At 67.2% G+C, this 16,857-nt stretch carries 14 protein-coding genes and 1 pseudogene; 5 read left to right on the forward strand and 10 right to left on the reverse strand.

The genetic code is table 11. The features are described from left to right. Window positions 1–213: 213 nt before the first annotated feature. The 8 genes and pseudogenes from LC490_RS00065 to glnA form a co-directional block, all read right to left on the reverse strand. The gene (locus LC490_RS00065; RefSeq protein ID WP_223618812.1) at window positions 214–2,892 is read right to left on the reverse strand and encodes a TonB-dependent receptor; all 2,679 of its coding nucleotides are present in this window, start codon (window positions 2,890–2,892) and stop codon (window positions 214–216) included. Window positions 2,893–3,352: 460 nt separating this feature from the next. Beyond that, window positions 3,353–4,735, reverse strand: coding sequence for a S8 family peptidase (locus LC490_RS00070; protein ID WP_031373131.1), 1,383 nt, complete (start codon window positions 4,733–4,735; stop codon window positions 3,353–3,355). Window positions 4,736–5,270: 535 nt separating this feature from the next. Then, window positions 5,271–5,630: a VOC family protein gene (locus LC490_RS00075; protein ID WP_223618813.1), complete on the reverse strand. Its 360-nt coding sequence runs from the start codon at window positions 5,628–5,630 to the stop codon at window positions 5,271–5,273. A gap of 23 nt (window positions 5,631–5,653) precedes the next feature. Further along, entirely contained in the window at window positions 5,654–6,505 is an 852-nt protein-coding gene (locus LC490_RS00080; RefSeq protein WP_031373129.1) for an AraC family transcriptional regulator, read from the reverse strand. A gap of 236 nt (window positions 6,506–6,741) precedes the next feature. Further along, window positions 6,742–7,989 (reverse strand): annotated as a pseudogene (locus LC490_RS00085) (ammonium transporter); the annotation flags it as partial. Between the two features lie 140 nt (window positions 7,990–8,129). Beyond that, window positions 8,130–8,468, reverse strand: a complete 339-nt coding sequence (locus tag LC490_RS00090; RefSeq protein WP_031373127.1) for a P-II family nitrogen regulator — start codon at window positions 8,466–8,468, stop codon at window positions 8,130–8,132. A gap of 46 nt (window positions 8,469–8,514) precedes the next feature. Then, window positions 8,515–9,318 carry a TorF family putative porin gene (locus tag LC490_RS00095; protein ID WP_223618814.1) on the reverse strand — a complete coding sequence of 268 codons (804 nt, stop codon included), beginning with the start codon at window positions 9,316–9,318 and terminating at the stop codon, window positions 8,515–8,517. Between the two features lie 572 nt (window positions 9,319–9,890). Then, complete coding sequence (glnA, locus tag LC490_RS00100) at window positions 9,891–11,300, reverse strand: type I glutamate--ammonia ligase (protein WP_031373125.1); 1,410 nt, start codon at window positions 11,298–11,300, stop codon at window positions 9,891–9,893. A 290-nt stretch (window positions 11,301–11,590) separates the two neighbouring features. On the opposite strand from glnA, the gene LC490_RS00105 reads away from it, so the two are divergent. The 5 genes from LC490_RS00105 to LC490_RS00125 all read left to right on the forward strand — a co-directional run bounded on the left by LC490_RS00105 (window position 11,591) and on the right by LC490_RS00125 (window position 15,531). After that, the gene (locus tag LC490_RS00105; protein ID WP_031373124.1) at window positions 11,591–12,397 is read left to right on the forward strand and encodes an undecaprenyl-diphosphate phosphatase; all 807 of its coding nucleotides are present in this window, start codon (window positions 11,591–11,593) and stop codon (window positions 12,395–12,397) included. A 31-nt stretch (window positions 12,398–12,428) separates the two neighbouring features. Continuing rightward, window positions 12,429–12,920, forward strand: coding sequence for a DUF2750 domain-containing protein (locus LC490_RS00110; protein ID WP_031373123.1), 492 nt, complete (start codon window positions 12,429–12,431; stop codon window positions 12,918–12,920). Between the two features lie 85 nt (window positions 12,921–13,005). After that, window positions 13,006–13,509, forward strand: coding sequence for an META domain-containing protein (locus tag LC490_RS00115; RefSeq protein ID WP_223618815.1), 504 nt, complete (start codon window positions 13,006–13,008; stop codon window positions 13,507–13,509). 127 nt (window positions 13,510–13,636) lie between these two features. Continuing rightward, complete coding sequence (locus LC490_RS00120; RefSeq protein ID WP_223618816.1) at window positions 13,637–14,566, forward strand: DUF4377 domain-containing protein; 930 nt, start codon at window positions 13,637–13,639, stop codon at window positions 14,564–14,566. A gap of 110 nt (window positions 14,567–14,676) precedes the next feature. Beyond that, window positions 14,677–15,531, forward strand: a complete 855-nt coding sequence (locus LC490_RS00125; RefSeq protein WP_223618817.1) for an META and DUF4377 domain-containing protein — start codon at window positions 14,677–14,679, stop codon at window positions 15,529–15,531. A gap of 24 nt (window positions 15,532–15,555) precedes the next feature. On the opposite strand, the gene LC490_RS00130 is transcribed toward LC490_RS00125, so the two are convergent. Both LC490_RS00130 and LC490_RS00135 read right to left on the reverse strand, forming a co-directional pair. Then, window positions 15,556–16,029, reverse strand: a complete 474-nt coding sequence (locus LC490_RS00130; RefSeq protein ID WP_051885217.1) for an RDD family protein — start codon at window positions 16,027–16,029, stop codon at window positions 15,556–15,558. Window positions 16,030–16,168: 139 nt separating this feature from the next. Next, complete coding sequence (locus LC490_RS00135; RefSeq protein ID WP_223618818.1) at window positions 16,169–16,795, reverse strand: YbhB/YbcL family Raf kinase inhibitor-like protein; 627 nt, start codon at window positions 16,793–16,795, stop codon at window positions 16,169–16,171. Between the last annotated feature and the right edge of the window lie 62 nt (window positions 16,796–16,857).

Consider the following 16,857-nt stretch of genomic DNA (forward strand, 5'->3'; position numbering starts at 1 on the left):
TGGTCGCGGCCGCTGTTCATCGATGAATTCGATTGCAGTGGCTAAGTGTGCTGCGCGGGAGGCGGCGCGGCGGCGGGAAGATGGCGCACGGAAACTCGTCGAACGACCCCCGATCTTCGCCCACGTCCGCTTCGAATCCCCTTCGCCCCGCCCGCACGCCGTGGAGGTTCGCGCGGAGCGGAGCGAGGGGCTTGGGACGCGGTACGACAGCCATCAGAAGTTCCAGCGCACCCGCACGCCGTAGCTGCGCGCATCGTTGAGGAAGCGCGTGTTGACGCCGGAGCCGACCAGGGCCTTCTGCGACACGTCCTTGTTGGTCAGGTTGCTGCCCCAAACCTCGACCCGCCAGGCGCCGTCGAGCGTGGTGAAACCGGCGCCGGCGTTGATCTGGGTAAAGCCCTTCTGCTCGTCGGGGAAGCCCGCGGTCGCCGAGTCTTCGATACGGTCGACGGTGCCGGCAGTGTCGCGCAGGAAGATCACGTCGCGGTCGTTGTACTGGGTCAGGAAGAACGACGAGCGATACGCAGCCAGCACCTGCCAGTCGAAGGTGCCGCGCGAGAACTCGATGGCCTGTTGCAAACGCGCATTGAAGGTGTATTTGGACGAGAGCGGCAGGTCGTTGCCGGACAGGTCGATCTGCGAGGTGATGCCGCCGTTGCCGAAGTCCTGGCTGCGCACGTCGGCGACGATGCCCTCCTTGATCTCGGTCTGCAGGTACAGCGCATTGAGGTCGAGGGTGAAACCGCCGCCGAAGCGCAGGCGGCTTTCGGCCTCGATGCCGTACAGCTCGGACTTGCCGACGTTGCGATTGACCAGGGCGAAACCGGTGGCCTCGCCGTCGGGGTTGAAGGCAATCACGCTGAGGTCCTGGAAGACCTGGTCGTCGTAGTCGTAGTAAAAGCCGCTGACGTTGAAGGTCGAAGTGCGGCCGAGGAACTCGAAGGAGTTCTTCGAGCCGATTTCGAACGCGGTCAGTTTCTCCGGCTTGTAGGTTTCCGGAATCACGTTGACGTCGAAGCTGTCGTTGAAACCGCCGGCTTTGTGGCCGGTGGAGACGGTCGCGTATAGCAGGTTGCGCTCGCTGAGGTCGTACTCGAAGCCCAGGCGCCAGTCGATGAAGTCGAATGCGCTCGAGCCGTGCTGCGCCGACGGCACGCCCAGCACGAGAAAGCTGTGCTGGCCGTTAGCCGGGCAGTTGACGGTGTTGCCGCCGGTGTCGGGGCGGTCGACGCAGGTGCCGTTCGGGCGGCTGCCATCGACGATGCCGGCGAGTTGTTGCTGCATGGTGTCGCGCGCGCCGGCCTGCAGGATGCCCTGCAGCAGGAAACGGGCGAGGTCGGCGTTGCTGGTCAGGCCGGTCACCTCGAACGAGGGCCGGTCGAGCAGGGTCGGCTTGAAGCCTTCGGTGCCGAGGCGGGTCTGGAACACGCCGCCGTCGCCGCCCAGGCCGATGGTCCAGTTGCCGCCGATGCCGTCGCGCGACTTGCGCTCGTCGGTGTAGCGCACGCCGCCCTTGACCCGCAGACGCTCGTTGACGTCGAAGGTGCCGTCGCCGAACGCCGCCCAGGACTTGCCGTCGACATCGGGCATGGTGAATTCGGTGCCCGAGTAGAACGCGCCCTTGTCGGCGAGGGCCATGAAACCGACCTGCTGCTTCTCGTGGAAATAGAAACCGCCGGTGGTCCAGCGGAAGCGCGCATCGTCGTCGGACGATAGGCGCAGCTCATGGGTCTGCGACTGCGAACGCGCCTGCAGGTAGTTGGTGCCGAAATTGTCGTAGTCGATGCCGCCCCAGGTCGCCGGCTCGCCCGGCGGACGTGCGCGCAGGTCGCGCCCCGACCAGGTATTGCCGTCGGCGGCGGCGTTGATCTGGAAATAATCGACGTCGCGGTAGCTGCCGTTGTACTCCAAGGCGACGCCGCCGAAATCGTAGCGGACCGTGCCCTGGAAGCCCCACAGCTTGTTGTCGACCTTGCCCTGCACGCCGCGGTAGATGACATCGCGCATGTCGATATCTTCGGACGTATAGCCTTCCTGCGCGGCGCGGAACAGGCCGGCGCCGGGATAACCGGTGCCGAGTTCGCGGCCGACGTCGAGCATCGCGAACACCGACAGCTTGTCGTCGGGTTCGTACAGGAACGACAGGCGTCCGGCGCTGTCGTCCTGGATGCCGGCCGGGTCGAGGTGCTGCCACAGGCCGACGTTCTTGAAGCCGGCGTGCTTCTCGACGTGATAACCGGCGAAGCGAAGCGCAGCGTATTCGCCGAGCGGGAAATTCAGCGCGGTCTCGTAGCCCTTCTGATCGCGGTTGCCGACCTCGCCCTGCACGTAGCCGCTGAACCGGCCGCCGAGCTCGGGCTTCTTGGTGACGATGTTGAGGGTGCCGGCCAGCGCGTTGCGGCCGCGCAGCGTGCCTTGCGGGCCCTTGTTTATCTCGACGCGTTCGAGGTCGTAGAACATGCCGCCAAGGCCGCGCGGACGCGGGATGTAGGCGCCGTTGACGTGCGGCGCGGCGCCGGGGTCGCCGAGTTCGGTGTTGTTGGACGAACCCACGCCGCGGATGAAGACTTCGGTTGCGCCTTCCTGGTTGGCGATGCTCAGGCCCGGCACGGCGACCTGCATCTGGCGCAGTTCGTTGTTGATGCCCAGCCCGCGCAGATCGTCCTGCGACAGCGCCTGCGCGGTGCCGGCGTACTTCTGCAGGCTTTGCTCGCGGCGTTCGACGGTGACGATCACCGAATCCAGATCGGTCGCCTCTTTGCCCGATGCGGGCTGCGCATCGGCGGGCGTCGACGCGCTGTCCTGGGCGGCGGCATGGCCGGCCAACAACGCGGCGAAGATCGCGAAACTCAAGGTCGAACCGCGGACACGCTGGTGCATAGGCACGTTCATCAGGACATCCCCTCCCCGGGGCCGGCTGCAAGCCGATCGTGTTGTCTGTGGTGTGAGCGCGCTGGGCCGACAGGCCGGCGGCAGTGCGCAAAGCTTGTAGCGCGGCTATGACAGCGCTGTCAACTTGCGGACAGGATGCGGCAATGCAGCATGGTTGCATCCCACAACCGATCGCCGCGGCGAGGCCAGGACGACTGTCCCAAGGGAGCGTGATGCGGATCACGCGCAACGCGCATTCACCGAGGCGTAAGCGTTTTCAACGCGCGCGCGGCGACTGCGCGTCTGCGACCAAAGTCGATGGCGCAAAGGATCGCGTCAATGGAACTCGCAGCACATTGCTCGCCCGTGCATGCGCACGGGTTTGCGCAATGCATCACGCGCGCGCGCACGGCGCCGCGCCAACGAAGAACCCCGGCCTAAGCCGGGGTTCCTGGCACTGCCTTGCGAACGAGAGATGCGGTTACGGCATCGCGTCGGTGGCCGCATCGGCGTTGACGATGCCGGTACCGATCAACTGCGGCGGCACCGGCGGGATCGGGAACGGACGCGCGGTGGCCTTGATCAGGCGTTCGATCACCGCCGGCACTTCGTCGGGCGCCGGCTTGGACTGCATCAACGCGACCACGCCGGCCACGAACGGTGCCGCCATCGAGGTGCCGTTGTAGTTCGCGTAGCTGGGTGCGCCCGGCGTGGTCGCGCCGGTGTTGAGCGTGGACAAAATCCCCACGCCCGGCGCCGCCACGTCGACCACGCTGGTGGTGCCCCAGTTCGAGAAGCTGGCCTTACCTCCGGCCGAGGTGCTGGCGCCGACGGTGATTACGTTCTGGCAACTCGCCGGCTGGAAGTTGGCGGCGTTGGCGTTGCTGTTGCCGGCCGCCACCACCACGGTCACGCCGCGCTGCACCGCGCCGTTGATCGCGTTCTGGAAGGTCGAACTGCAGGTGCCGCTGCCGCCGAGGCTGAGGTTGATGACCACCGCCTTGTTGGCGCCGACCGCGGGCACGCCGGCGACGGTGCCGCCCGACGCCCAGGTGATTGCATCGGCGATGTCGACCAGGGTGCCGCCGCACTTGCCGAGCGCGCGCGCGGTCAGCACCTTGGAGCGGAACGCGGTGCCGGCCACGCCGGTCTGGTTGTTGGTGACCGCCGCGGCGATGCCGGTGACGTGGGTGCCGTGCCAGCTCGACGGGTTGGTGCCGCACCAATCGCCCGGGTCGGCCGGATTGCTGTCGCGGGCGCTGCCGTCGTTGGCGGTAGTGACGTTGGTGATGAAGTCGTAGCCGGTCGGCGTGGTCAGGTTGGCGGCGAGGTCGGGATGCGTGGTGATGCCGGTGTCGATCACCGCGATGATCTTGCCCTGGCCCTGAAAACCGTTGTCCCAGGCGGTGTTGGCGCGGATGCCGCCGGCGGCGCCGTGCAGGCCGTACTGCGAGGGATAGCTGGGATCGTTCGGGGTCAGGATCGGCTGGAAGATCGAGTTCGGCTCGACGTATTCGACATCGGGGTTGGCGGCGATCTGCTGCATCAGCGTGGTCGCTTCGACCACGTCGAGCGGACGGCTGACTTCGATCAGCTCTGCGCCGGTCGAGACCGGGCCGGCGTGCTTGATGGTCAGGTTCTTCTGCCCCAGGGTGCCGATGGCGGTGCTGAGTTCGCGCTGGAAATCCAGGGCTTTCGGCGCACCCGACTTATAGGCGACGACGAAGCCGGCGACCGGCCGGTCGGGATCGAGGCTGCTGAGGTTGACGCGGTCGGCGGCGAAGGCCGGCGCGGCGAGCAGGATGGATACGGTGGCGACCGCCAGCGCATGCCGGCGGAGCTTGGACTTTGATGGCTGAGACATTGCGAAACTCCCGTGAGGTTTCGTAAGCCGCACAATGCGGCGGAACCGTCCTGGTTCTCTCTCGCGATCGACTGTTGGAGGGACTGCTGCCTAGCGCGAGCGCGTCCGGACGTGGAGCGGACACAGCGCTATGTCCGCGCTAGGCAGCCTAGGCGCTCATGCCGCGCGCGCAAGGCGCAAATGCATCTGCATCACACCGCATTCGTGAACCCGCCGGATGGATACGGGATTCGCTCGCAGGCATCGCGCGCTGGCTGAACGAGTCGCTTGCGCGGGCGCGGTTCGCGCGGGTTCGTTCGAGTTGCGACGCCACGCGTGAAGACTTTGCCCGGCGGTTTTTTCGCCATTGGAAAGTTGCAACCGAGAGTGGCGCGGCAAGGCGCGGCGGACGATTCGCCGACACGAATTGAGCGCGTGCACCGCGGGCGCGGCGCATCGGCCGTCCGGCCACGGTCGTGTCGACGACCTTGCCGCATCAGCCATGTCGTACCCGACCGCGGGCGATCCGCCGCGCGGCGATGGCCGTCTCGCCGGCTTATTCCATGTACACCGCTTCGACGTTGTGGCCGTCGGGATCGAGCAGAAAGGCGGCGTAATAACCTGCGCCATAGTCCTCGCGCAAACCGGCGCCACCGTTATCGCGGCCGCCGGCCTTGACGCCATCGCGATGGAAGCCGTCGACGGCGGCGCGGCTTGCGGCGCGGAAAGCGACATGCGCGCCGCCGCGCGCATCGGCGTCGGGATACAGCCACAACGCCGGCGCATCCTTCGGGCCGAGCCCGGCGCCGCTGTCGTCGCTGGAGCCGACGACATGGCCGAGCGGCTTCAGTGCGGCACGGTAGAACTTCAGGCTGGCGGCGAGATCGCGCACCTTCAAACCGATATGGTCGTACATGGCATAACCTCCTTGAAGGGAGGTCAGCTTGCGACGATGCGGCCGATGCGTTCTTGGAAAATCTTGCGGTCGCCGCGCGCCGCCTGGCGGAACCGGCGCGGCGAGACGCCCGCAGCGCGATGAAAGCTGCGGCTGAAGTTGGACAGGTCGGCAAAACCGCTGTCGTAGGCCACCTCGGTGATCGCCCGCTGCGGGTCGGCCAGCATCGAGGCGGCGCGGCGCAGGCGCGCGCGCAACAGGTACTGGTGCGGGGTGACGCCGAGCGCGTCGGCGAACAGGCGCAGGAAATGGAAGGCGCTGAGCCCGGCGATGCGCGCGCCGTCGTCCAGGCCGACGGCGCGATGCGCATTCGCGTCCAGCCACATCGCCGCCTCGACCGCGCGGCGGCGGTCGGCGGCGCGCGGCCGTGGCCGCGTACTGGCCGTACCTTCGACGGTGTCGACGCAACGCCGCGCCAGCAGCAGGCCGACTTCGTCGACGCCAAGGTCGCTGCGCCCTTCGGCCGCGGCCTGGGCGAGTTCGCCCCAGACCATCAACTCCGGCAAGGGCGGCACGCCGCCGGCACGCCACAGCGCGCTGTGTGCACCGAGTTCGTCGACGAGTTCGGGCGACAGATGGAACGACAGGCATTCGTCGCCGCAGCCGTGATGCTCGTGGGTGCACAGGAATTCGTCGCCGGCGTGGCCGATCAACAGACTGCCGGCGACGAGCTCGTAGGCCTCTCCGCGCACGCGATAACCGAAGCTGCCGCGGCGGACGTAGGAGATGCAATGGCTGCGATGGCGCTCGACGAAGGGCGCATCCTGTGGACCGGCCCCGCAGCGGTAATCGACCGTGCAGAGCGATGCGCCTTCGCTGAGCGGGGTGATGTGCATACGGCCGATGCTAGGCCCGGGTGCGGACCGTGGCAATGGCCGAATCCGGGATTTCCTTGCCGATGGCGGTCCTCACCCCAACCCCTCTCCCGTGAATGGGAGAGGGGCTGTGCGGCGTCTAGCAGCAGGGGCGAGAAGAGAGGAACGGGAAACCAGTTCAGTCTGGGGCCCCACTCGTTCCTCATTCTTCGCTCCTAGATCCTAGTTCCTCGTCACTCGTTCCTCTCTCCTCCAACTCAGCTCTCGTAAGCCGACTCGCCATGGGTGGTGATGTCGAGGCCTTCGCGCTCGGATTCCTCCGGTACGCGTAAGCCCACCAGCAGCTTGACGATCGCGAACGCGATCACCGAGACCACGCCCGACCAGACCACGGTGATGCCGACGCTCAGCGCCTGCACGCCGACCTGCTGGGCGATGGTCTCGTTGCCGGCGCCGAGGCCGAAGCCGCCAAGCGCGGGCGAACTGAACACGCCGGTCAGTAGCGCGCCGATGATGCCGCCCAGGCCATGCACGCCGAACACGTCGAGGGCGTCGTCGGCGCGCAACAGGCGCTTGAGGCCATGCACGCCCCACACGCAGACCGCACCGGCGATCGCGCCGATCGCGATCGCGCCGAACGGGCCGACCGTGCCGCAAGCCGGGGTGATCGCGACGAGACCGGCGACCACGCCCGAGGCTCCGCCGAGCATCGACGGCTTGCCCTTGATCACCTTCTCTACCAGGCTCCAGGCCAACGCCGCCGCGGCCGTCGCCAGCAAGGTGTTGAGGAAGGCCAGCGCCGCGCCGGCGGTGGCTTCGAGGTTGGAGCCGGCATTGAAGCCGAACCAACCCACCCACAGCAGCGACGCGCCGATCATGGTGAAGGTGACGTTGTGCGGCTTGATCGCCTCGCGCCCGTAGCCCACCCGCTTGCCGACGAAGTAGGCGCCGACCAGACCGGCGATGCCGGCGTTGATGTGCACCACCGTGCCGCCGGCGAAATCGATCGCGCCCTTGGCGAACAGGTAACCGTCGGGCCCGTACCAGACCATGTGCGCGATCGGCAGGTAGGCGAAGGTGAACCAGATCGCCGAGAACAGCAGCACCGCCGAGAACTTGATGCGCTCGGCGAAGGCGCCGACGATCAGGGCGCCGGTGATGCCGGCGAAAGTCGACTGGAAGGCGATGAAGACGTACTCCGGCAGCGACACGCCGGCGGTGAACGTTGCCGCGAGCGAGGCCTTGTCGACGCCCTTGAGGAACAACTTGTCGAAGGTGCCGATGAAGGCGTTGCCGCCGCCGAAGGCCAGCGAGTAACCGTAGGTCACCCACAGCAGGACGATCAGCGAGAACACCGCCAACACCTGCATCAGCACCGACAGCACGTTCTTGGAGCGCACCAGGCCGCCGTAGAACAGAGCCAGGCCCGGCACGGTCATCAGCAGCACCAGCAGGGTCGAGGTCAGCATCCAGGCGACATCGCCCTTGTCGACCACGGGCGCGGCCGCGGCCTCCTGCGCGTGCGCAGCGCCGGCCGACAGCAGCGCCAGGGCCGGCGCGGCGGTCAGGGCCAGGGTGCGGGTGATCCGCTCGCGCGAGCGGGAATCGATCGTCGTGTCTTTCATTTCGTTTCTCGCGTGGAGGGTCACAGGGCGTCGTCGTCGAGCTCGCCGGTGCGGATGCGCACCGTGTTCTCGACCGGCAGGACGATGATTTTTCCGTCGCCGACCTTGCCGGTGCGCGCGGCATTCTGGATCGACTCCAAGGCCGCATCGAGCAGGCTGTCGGGGACGGCGCACTCGATCTTGAGCTTGGGCAGGAAATCGACGACGTACTCGGCGCCGCGGTACAACTCGGTGTGGCCCTTCTGGCGTCCGAAGCCTTTGACTTCGGTGACGGTGATGCCCGATACGCCGACTTCCGTCAGCGCCTCGCGCACCTCGTCGAGCTTGAACGGGCGGATGATGGCAATGATCAGTTTCATCTCGCGGCTCCGTGGTGGTTCGTGTGCGGTCGTGCGCGGGGCGTGCTCAGAACGCCTTGCTCACGGTCAGGGTGAAGGCGTCGTCGGCCAGGAAGTTGCCGTGGGCATTGGTGTAGAAGGCTTCTTCGGCATCGGTGTCGCTGTAGGCGGCGGCGACCGAGAAGCCGTTGTCGAAGCTCTTGGTCACGCCCACTTTCCAGTCGGCGTACTCGAAATCCTTGTTGTGCTCGATCCACTGCTTGCCGCCGTGGACGTTGAGCGTCCAGCCCGGCTGGAAAGTCCAGTTGAGGTTGGCGTCGAGGTAACCGCTGCCGTCGGAATCGGCGTAACCGAACAGGTCGGTCACGGCATAGGAATATTTGAGCCCGACCGACACCGTCTCCGACGGCGCCAGCGTGCCGCCGAGGTAGATCTCGGTGGTGTCCGGGCTGTTGAAGCCGCTCGGGTAGTCGCCGGGGTAGTAGTAGGTCAGCACGCCGACGTCGTAGGAGAACAGCTCGCCGGCCTTGCCGCGGTAACCGGCGTAAGCGTCGAGTTCGAGGCTGTTGGAGATGTCGTCGCCGATCACCACGGTGTCCGACAGCCAACTGACGTTGCTGCCCCAGGCGCCGACGTAGAAACCGCTGTCGTGCGCGTACTCGATACCGCCCTGCAAGGCGGGGTTCTGGTTGTTCTGCGACACCCCACGGAACAGGTAGTCGCTGGTCAGGCTCACCGAGCCCGAGGTTCCGGCGTGCGCGGTCGTGGCCGCGAGCGCGGCGAACGCGAGCGCGGTGGCGAGCGCCGCCTTGGCCAGCGCGGTCTTACCGGCGGTGGCGCCGGCGTGTTCGGTTTTGCGATGTAACGACATGACGCAGGCTCCTCATAAGCGGTGGCCCCTCCCCGGTCATTGCTTCGTTGCGCTCCGGCCGCGTCGACGCCTTCGTCGTACTCGTGCCGGAGGTGGACGCGCGGGCGGACTCTGCGGTCCGCGCCTGCGTCGAATGGCTGTCCTCCTGTCGGTGCGGTCGTCCTGGCACCGCGCGGGTCGATCGGTCGCGGCTCGATGGCTGCGTACTCGTCGCGTCGGCTGCAGTGCGTCGGTCGATCGTTTCTCGGTTTCGGGGTTTGCGTTCTGCTTCGTTTTCGGTTTTCGGTCCGGGACTTTGCCCTGCGTGCCCTGGGTTTGTTCGGGCAAGCCGCTCCCGCGACGTCGACCTCAGGCCGATATCGGGTGGCGTGGGCGAGTGGCGTCGCCCGGGTGGGTTCGTCTTCCCTGAAAGCGACACGGCCCGGAGCGTTAGCCCCGGGCCGTGTGCTGGTTACCGCATGTCGCGCATCGCGTCCGCGCGCCGCCGCGTGGCATCCCGCCGCGCCGCATCGAAGCGGCGCGGGCGATCGGGACGGCAGGCGGGTGGCGGCAAGGCGTAGGCGCTCATGTGATCAGACCGCGTAGTACATCTGGTATTCGAGCGGATGCGTCGCGGCGCGGAACTTGGTCACTTCCTGCATCTTCAGCGAGATGTAGCTGTCGATGAAGTCGTCGGTGAACACGCCGCCGGCCTTGAGGAAGTCGCGGTCCTTGTCGAGCGCTTCGAGCGCCTGGTCGAGCGAGTGGCACACGGTCGGGATGCCCTTCTCCTCTTCCGGCGGCAGGTCGTACAGGTCCTTGTCGCTCGGCGCGCCCGGGTCGATCTGGTTCTTGATGCCGTCCAGGCCGGCCATCATCAGCGCGGCGAAGGTCAGGTAGCCGGACTGGATCGGGTCGGGGAAGCGCATCTCGATGCGGCGCGCCTTCGGGTTGGCCACGTAGGGAATGCGGCAGCTGGCCGAACGGTTGCGGGCCGAATAGGCCAGCATCACCGGTGCTTCGTAGCCCGGCACCAGGCGCTTGTAGCTGTTGGTGCCCGAGTTGGTGAAGGCGTTGATCGCGCGCGCGTGCTTGAACACGCCGCCGATGTACCACAGCGCCATCTGCGACAGGCCGCCGTAGCCGTCGCCGCTGAACAGGTTGACGCCGCCCTTGGCGAAGGACTGGTGCACGTGCATGCCGCTGCCGTTGTCGCCGACGATCGGCTTGGGCATGAAGGTCGCGGTCTTGCCGTTGCGGTGGGCGACGTTCTTGATGATGTACTTCATCGTCAACAGCTCGTCGGCCTTGGCGACCAGCGAGTTGAACTTGGTGCCGATCTCGCACTGGCCGGCGTTGGCGACTTCGTGGTGGTGCACTTCGACTTCGATGCCGACCTGCTCGAGGGTCTTGCACATCTCGGCGCGGATGTCGTGCAGCGAGTCGAGCGGGGCGACCGGGAAATAACCGCCCTTCACGCCCGGACGGTAACCGCTGTTGCCGCCTTCGTATTCCTTGCCCGAGTTCCAGGCGGCTTCTTCCGAATCGATGTGGAAGAAGGTGTGGCCCATCTCATTGGCGTAACGGACCGAGTCGAAGATGAAGAATTCGGGTTCCGGGCCGAAGAAGGCCTGGTCGGCGACGCCGCTGGACTTCAGGTAGGCCTCGGCGCGCTTGGCGACGCCGCGCGGATCGCGCGAGTAGGCCTGCATGGTCGCCGGGTCGAGGATGTCGCAGGTCAGCACGACGGTCGGATCGGCGGTGAACGGGTCCAGGAACGCAGTCGAGGGATCCGGCAGCAGGATCATGTCCGACTCGTTGATGCCCTTCCAGCCGCTGATCGACGAACCGTCGAACATCTTGCCGTCTTCGAACAGCGAGGGCTCGACGATGGACTTGGGGAAGGTCACGTGGTGCTGCACGCCACGCATGTCGGTGAAACGCAGGTCGACGAATTCGACCTTGTGATCCTTGATGAGCTTTTCGACCTGTTCGAGAGACATGTTCGTTCCGGGAATGGGGAGTCGGGTGAAAGAGTCGTGCAACACGAGGGCATTGAAGCCGCCTGCCTATTGGGGAAGCAAGCGTCGTGCCAACTTTCAGTCGCCGGTAAGTCAATGAAATAAAAGCGAATCCTCGATTCACTGCCGACAGAACGCACCAGATGAGCGCAACGAAGCAAGCAATCGCACCAAATTAGTGCAGCACGCTTTCCGTTATTCTGGCGCGCCGCCGCGAACCCCCGATCGCGCCGCCGGCGTCCCGACTCCCCGACCCAAGACCCCCGCCCCTAATGACCGACCTGCTCGCCGCCCTGCTTCTCGGCATCATCGAAGGCATCACCGAATTCCTGCCGATCTCCAGCACCGGCCACCTGCTGATCGCGCAACACTGGCTCGGGCATCGCTCCGACCTGTTCAACATCTCGATCCAGGCCGGCGCGATCCTGGCCGTGGTGGTCATCTATTGGCGCCGGCTGTGGACGTTGGCGACCGGCTTCGGCCAGCGCGACAACCGCGACTACCTGTTCAAGCTCGCCCTCGCCTTCGGCGTAACCGCGGTGCTCGGCATCGCGGTCAAGAAGGCCGGCTTCTCCCTGCCCGACCAGGTGCTGCCGATCGCCTGGGCGTTGGTGCTGGGCGGTGTGTGGATGATCGCGGCCGAACATTTCGCCGCCAAGCGCGCCGCCGCGCTCGGCGAACGCAGCGAGATCACCTGGACCGTTGCGACCCTGGTCGGCATCGCCCAGGTCGTCGCCGGCGTGTTCCCGGGCACCTCGCGCTCGGGCGCGACCATCTTCATCGCCCTGCTGGCCGGCACCACCAGCCGCGCCGCGGCGACCGAGTTCACTTTCCTGATCGGCATCCCGACCATGTTCGCGGCCAGTGGCTACGAACTGCTCGGCGTGCTCGGCACGCCCGCCGCGGCCAACGAAGACTGGAACGCGCTCGCGGTGGCCTTCGTCGCCTCGGCGGTGACCGCCTTCATCGCGGTGAAGTGGCTGTTGCGCTATATCCAGACCCACCGTTTCACCGCGTTCGCGATCTACCGCTTCGTGTTCGGCGCAGCGCTGTTGCTGTTGATGCCCTCCGGTAGCTGATCGCATCGCCCCACCGGCAGGAGCCGCCGCCATGAACGAAGCAGATCGCGCCGCCGAACAAGAGTTGCTCGACTACGCGCAGTTGTCCGGACCCGAGCGCTACGCCGCCTTCGTCGCGGCCATCGCAGGCACCGGGCAGTTGTGGGTCGCCGAATCCGGCGAATTCGTCCTGACCTTGTTCGACGCCGACGGCCAGGAACTGCTGCCGGTATGGCCCTCGACCGGCACCGCGCGCGCCGCCCTGGCAGCCGCGCCGAACCTCAAGGGCTATGCGCCGGTGCTGCGCGAATTGGAAGCCTGGCGCGCGAAGGCCGCACCGGCGCTGACCGAAGCCGGCCTCGGCGTCGGCGTGTTCCCGAACACGACGATGCAGTGCGCGGTGGTCACCCCGGCGGAACTGCTGGGGCATATCGACGCCGTGCTCGCCGACGAAAGCGAGCAGGAAGACGACGGCGACGGCCGCCTCGACCTGGAGCGCGCCCAGCGCGAACTGGCGCAAAAGTTCGCCAAGCCGAAGTCCTGAACCCCGCGCGGCGCGACGGCGCGTTCGCCCAGGAGCCGCGGGCGCTGTCGTGCCCGCAGCGCATCCCCTTCGACATGGAGTCGGCATGCACCGGATCTGTTCTGCCGCAGCGCTCGCCGCGGCGCTCGCGGCCTGTTCGCTGTCCTCATCCGTCGCGTCGAAACGCTCGGCCCCGACGTATCCGCTGCCGCAGACCCAGGCCGGCTTGTTGCGCGCCTTCGATTGGTATCCGCTGGAGGCCACCGATGCGCAGGGCCGTCGCGTCGGCGAGCTGCGCGGAGCGCGTCGACGCGGCCTGCATGTGAGCTTCGGCGACGAGAGCTATCGAGTGAAAGGGGCCTGCAACACCATCAGCGGCGCCTATCGGGTCGAAGGCGAACGGATCGTGCACGACGAACGGCTCGACGCGGTGCAGACCGTGGCGGGCTGCCGCGGCGGCGCGGCGATGGAGCGCGCCTTTTTCGCCCAGCCCCTGATCGGCGCGCATTTCTCCATCGACACCCGCGGCCGCGCGCCGGTCCTGCGCCTCACGGCCGACGACGGCGCGCACATGCAGTTGATCGGCCTGCCGGCCGCGCCGGCGCGCTGAAACGCGGGCGGGCGCGAGCTGTTTCCTTCTTCGACAACGTGACCGAACCCGCATTTGTCCGCGCCTCGGCGATGGCGCGCGACGGCACGCGCGACCCAGGCTATGCCATCTCGCCAAGGAGGCCCTCATGCCCACGCCATCTTCCGTTTCCACCCATCGCTACCGTGCGCCTCTGCTGACGCTGGTCGCCGCCCTGCTCACGGCCGCCTGCAGCAGCGGGGCCGGCGATCTGCCCGGCCATACTTCGGCGGCGGCGGCGACCGAGCCCGAACCCACCGCCAAACCGGGCGACGCACGCTCGGCCGCGGTGACGCAGCGCCCGCCACCGCCGAAACCGGATCCGGGCCCGCAAGGCCTGGTCGGCTATCGCTGGCAGATACTGCTCGCGACCGCGGCCGACGGCCGCGCGCTGCCGGAGCTGCAGCCGAACGCGTTCTCGCAAATCCATTTCGAGTTCGGCGACGACGGACGCCTGACGATCGACGGGCACTGCGGCGAAATGTCCGGCAACTATCGCCTGCGCGGCGATGTCCTCGAGGTGTCCGATGAAGTTCAACAGGCCCTCGGCTGTGTCAACCATCTCGCCCAGGCGACTTCGATCGCGGTCCACGAATACCTGCTCTCGCCTTACCGCTACCGCCTGGAGGGCCGGGGCGTGCGCCAGCGCCTGCACTTGACCAGCCGTAACGGCACCCAGTTGGTCTTGCAGACCGCAGATGCGCTGTGGGGCAGCAAGCCGGTCGAGATGACGCTCGAGGTCGCGGCGAAAGAAGTCGATTGCGAAGGCCTGCTGGTCGCCGCATCCCGTTGCCTGTGGGTGCGCGAGCTGCATTACGTCCTCGGCCGGCGGGTGTCGGCCTCGGATTGGCATCGCTTCTACGGCCTTATCGAGGGCTATCGCCATTCACCCGGGGCGCACGAACTCGTCCATGTTCGCCATTACCCGCTGATGCTGCGCGGCCGGCTCGTAAGCTCGTATGCGTTGGACTACGCCACGCCCTCGGCCCCGGAACCGACCCATGTGAACGGCAGTGTAGGCGGAGCGGTCGGTCAATGATCCGCCCAATGATCGGCCCTGGCCGACCCGCGGCTGAACGCGGCCAACCCCATGGCCCGCGCACGGCCGTTGATTCTGTCTTCGCAGCAAACAATGGATCATCGCGCCCCATGACTATCACTCGCCCCCTCGTTTTGTCCGCCGCCGCGCTGTCGCTCGCCCTGCTTGCCGCCTGCGCCGCGCCTTCCCACAACACCGGCAACGGCGACACCGCCAAGCTCGCCCACGACAGCGCCGCGCCGGCCGATGCCGCGCCGGCGACTTCCGCCATCGACCTGGGCGGCTACAAGTGGAATCTCGACTCGGCCACCGACAACGCCGGCAAGCCGATCGCCGCGCTCCAGCGCGAAGGCAAGTACGGCCTGCAGCTGAGCTTCGTCAAGGACCGCCTCGGCGTGTCCGGCGGCTGCAACCACGTCGGTGCGATGTACGCGCTCAAGGGCGACCGCATCGAAGTCAAGCAGTTCCAGACCACGCTGATGGCCTGCCAGGACCAGCGCCTGATGCAAATGGACAGCGAGATTTCCAAGCAGCTCGAAGGCAGCGCGAAGTTCGCCATCGAAGGCGAGGCGCCGCAGCCGCGCCTGCTGCTGACCACCGCCTCGGGCAGCAAGCTGAGCCTCAGTGGCGAGCCGACCGCGGAAACCCGTTACGGCAGCGCCGGCGCGACCGTGTTCTTCGAGGTCGACGCGCAGCGCCGCACCTGCCCGCATCCGCTGATGCCCAAGCACCAGTGCCTGTGGGTGCGCGAGCGCAGCTACGACGCCAACGGCGTGTCGCAGGCGCCGGGCGAGTGGCAGTTCCTGTACCAGGACATCGAGGGCTACAAGCACGAAGCCGGCGTGCGCAACGTCGTGCGGGTCAAGAAGTTCGACATCAAGAACCCGCCGGCCGACGCTTCGTCGGTGGCCTACGTGCTCGACATGGTGGTCGAGAGCGAACTGGTGCCGGCGCCGAAGTCGTAAGCCTCCACTGCGGACGCGCTGGGCTCAGCGCGTCCGCACCACCAGGGTCTTCGGCAGACGGTCGTGCCAGCCGGCAGGACGGCGACTGTCCGAGAACAGCACCGAAAACGGCTCGAACGGGATCAGGCGCGCGACACTGCGCCCGATCACCTGCCCCCAACTCGGCGGACGCCCCTGCTCGTCGACCACGCGGGTGCCGGTGATGAGCTTGCCCACGGTGACGCCGAACATGCCTTCGAGCGGGATGTAGTAGATCAGCATCAGGCCCACGCCGATGGCGTAGTCGCGCAGCAGGTTCGGCTGCTCCATCCAGGCCAGCGCGCCTTCCCCGGCGAACAGAAGGTAGGCGAAGGCCAGCACGAAGCCGATCGCATAACAGGCGATGAAATCGATGAAGTAGTTGAAGAAGCGCCGGAGGAAGCTCGCCGCCTCCAGCTTCGCCATCCGCTCGTCCGCATGCACGTCGGTCTGCGGTGCGTGATACGGGTTGTCGTCCATGTCGGTCGTGCTCCCTGTCGGTCCCGAAGCGGGCCCCCTCGGCGGACTCTAGGGCAACCGACAGCGCGCCCGCAATCGCGGTGCGCGCCGCTCCGGTGCCGATGCACGCTCGCCCAGCGGCGATGCCGTGCGCCGTCGATCAGCCGGCGACCGCCGGATTCAACGCATACGTCGCATAGGTCGTGGCCTGGCCCAGCACGTGGCCCTGCATCGCGTACAGCACCTCGCCGGCGGTGAAACGCGCATCCACCTCGAGGCGCTCGACGTCGAGGGCGAACACGCGGAAGAAATAGCGGTGCAGACGCAGGTCGTTCGGCGGCGGGAAGGCGCCATCGTAGCCGTACCAGTCGCCGGCCATGTCCGGGTTGCCGACGAACCAGCCGGTGTAATCGTTGATGCCCTGGCGCGCGCCCGCCGGACCGGCCGGGTTCTGCTTGCCGTGCGCGGTCACGCCGTCGCTGCAGCTGCCGGCGGCGATCTCGGTGACGGCGGCAGGGATATCGATCATCGCCCAGTGGAAGAAATCGCCGCGCACCTGGTCGACCGGGATCTGCACGTCGTCGCGGTCGACCATCTCCGGCACGGTCGGCGCATCCGGGTCGATGCACAACAGCGCGAACGAGCGCGTGCCGGCCGGCACGCCGTCCCAGGCCAGGTGCGGATTGCGGTTGGCGGCGAAGCCGAAACCCTCGGCGGTGGCCTGGCCGGCGGCGAACTCGGCCGGCAGACGCTTACCGTGCTCGAAACTGTTGCTGTGGATACGCATGTCGGGCTCCTGCATCGACGGCGCCGTCAGCGCGGCGTCCGTGTCGTGGGTAGGGAGGGCGG

Source organism: Lysobacter sp. ESA13C (genome assembly GCF_019970005.1).
Lineage (GTDB): Bacteria > Pseudomonadota > Gammaproteobacteria > Xanthomonadales > Xanthomonadaceae > Lysobacter > Lysobacter antibioticus_B.

What these genes read in the sequence shown, in the direction of transcription:
- LC490_RS00065 (WP_223618812.1), bottom strand. Translation starts at nt 2,892, where the DNA reads ATGAACGTGCCTATGCACCAGCGTGTCCGCGGTTCGACCTTGAGTTTC.
- LC490_RS00070 (WP_031373131.1), bottom strand. Translation starts at nt 4,735, where the DNA reads ATGTCTCAGCCATCAAAGTCCAAGCTCCGCCGGCATGCGCTGGCGGTC.
- LC490_RS00075 (WP_223618813.1), bottom strand. Translation starts at nt 5,630, where the DNA reads ATGTACGACCATATCGGTTTGAAGGTGCGCGATCTCGCCGCCAGCCTG.
- LC490_RS00080 (WP_031373129.1), bottom strand. Translation starts at nt 6,505, where the DNA reads ATGCACATCACCCCGCTCAGCGAAGGCGCATCGCTCTGCACGGTCGAT.
- LC490_RS00090 (WP_031373127.1), bottom strand. Translation starts at nt 8,468, where the DNA reads ATGAAACTGATCATTGCCATCATCCGCCCGTTCAAGCTCGACGAGGTG.
- LC490_RS00095 (WP_223618814.1), bottom strand. Translation starts at nt 9,318, where the DNA reads ATGTCGTTACATCGCAAAACCGAACACGCCGGCGCCACCGCCGGTAAG.
- glnA (WP_031373125.1), bottom strand. Translation starts at nt 11,300, where the DNA reads ATGTCTCTCGAACAGGTCGAAAAGCTCATCAAGGATCACAAGGTCGAA.
- LC490_RS00105 (WP_031373124.1), top strand. Translation starts at nt 11,591, where the DNA reads ATGACCGACCTGCTCGCCGCCCTGCTTCTCGGCATCATCGAAGGCATC.
- LC490_RS00110 (WP_031373123.1), top strand. Translation starts at nt 12,429, where the DNA reads ATGAACGAAGCAGATCGCGCCGCCGAACAAGAGTTGCTCGACTACGCG.
- LC490_RS00115 (WP_223618815.1), top strand. Translation starts at nt 13,006, where the DNA reads ATGCACCGGATCTGTTCTGCCGCAGCGCTCGCCGCGGCGCTCGCGGCC.
- LC490_RS00120 (WP_223618816.1), top strand. Translation starts at nt 13,637, where the DNA reads ATGCCCACGCCATCTTCCGTTTCCACCCATCGCTACCGTGCGCCTCTG.
- LC490_RS00125 (WP_223618817.1), top strand. Translation starts at nt 14,677, where the DNA reads ATGACTATCACTCGCCCCCTCGTTTTGTCCGCCGCCGCGCTGTCGCTC.
- LC490_RS00130 (WP_051885217.1), bottom strand. Translation starts at nt 16,029, where the DNA reads ATGGACGACAACCCGTATCACGCACCGCAGACCGACGTGCATGCGGAC.
- LC490_RS00135 (WP_223618818.1), bottom strand. Translation starts at nt 16,795, where the DNA reads ATGCGTATCCACAGCAACAGTTTCGAGCACGGTAAGCGTCTGCCGGCC.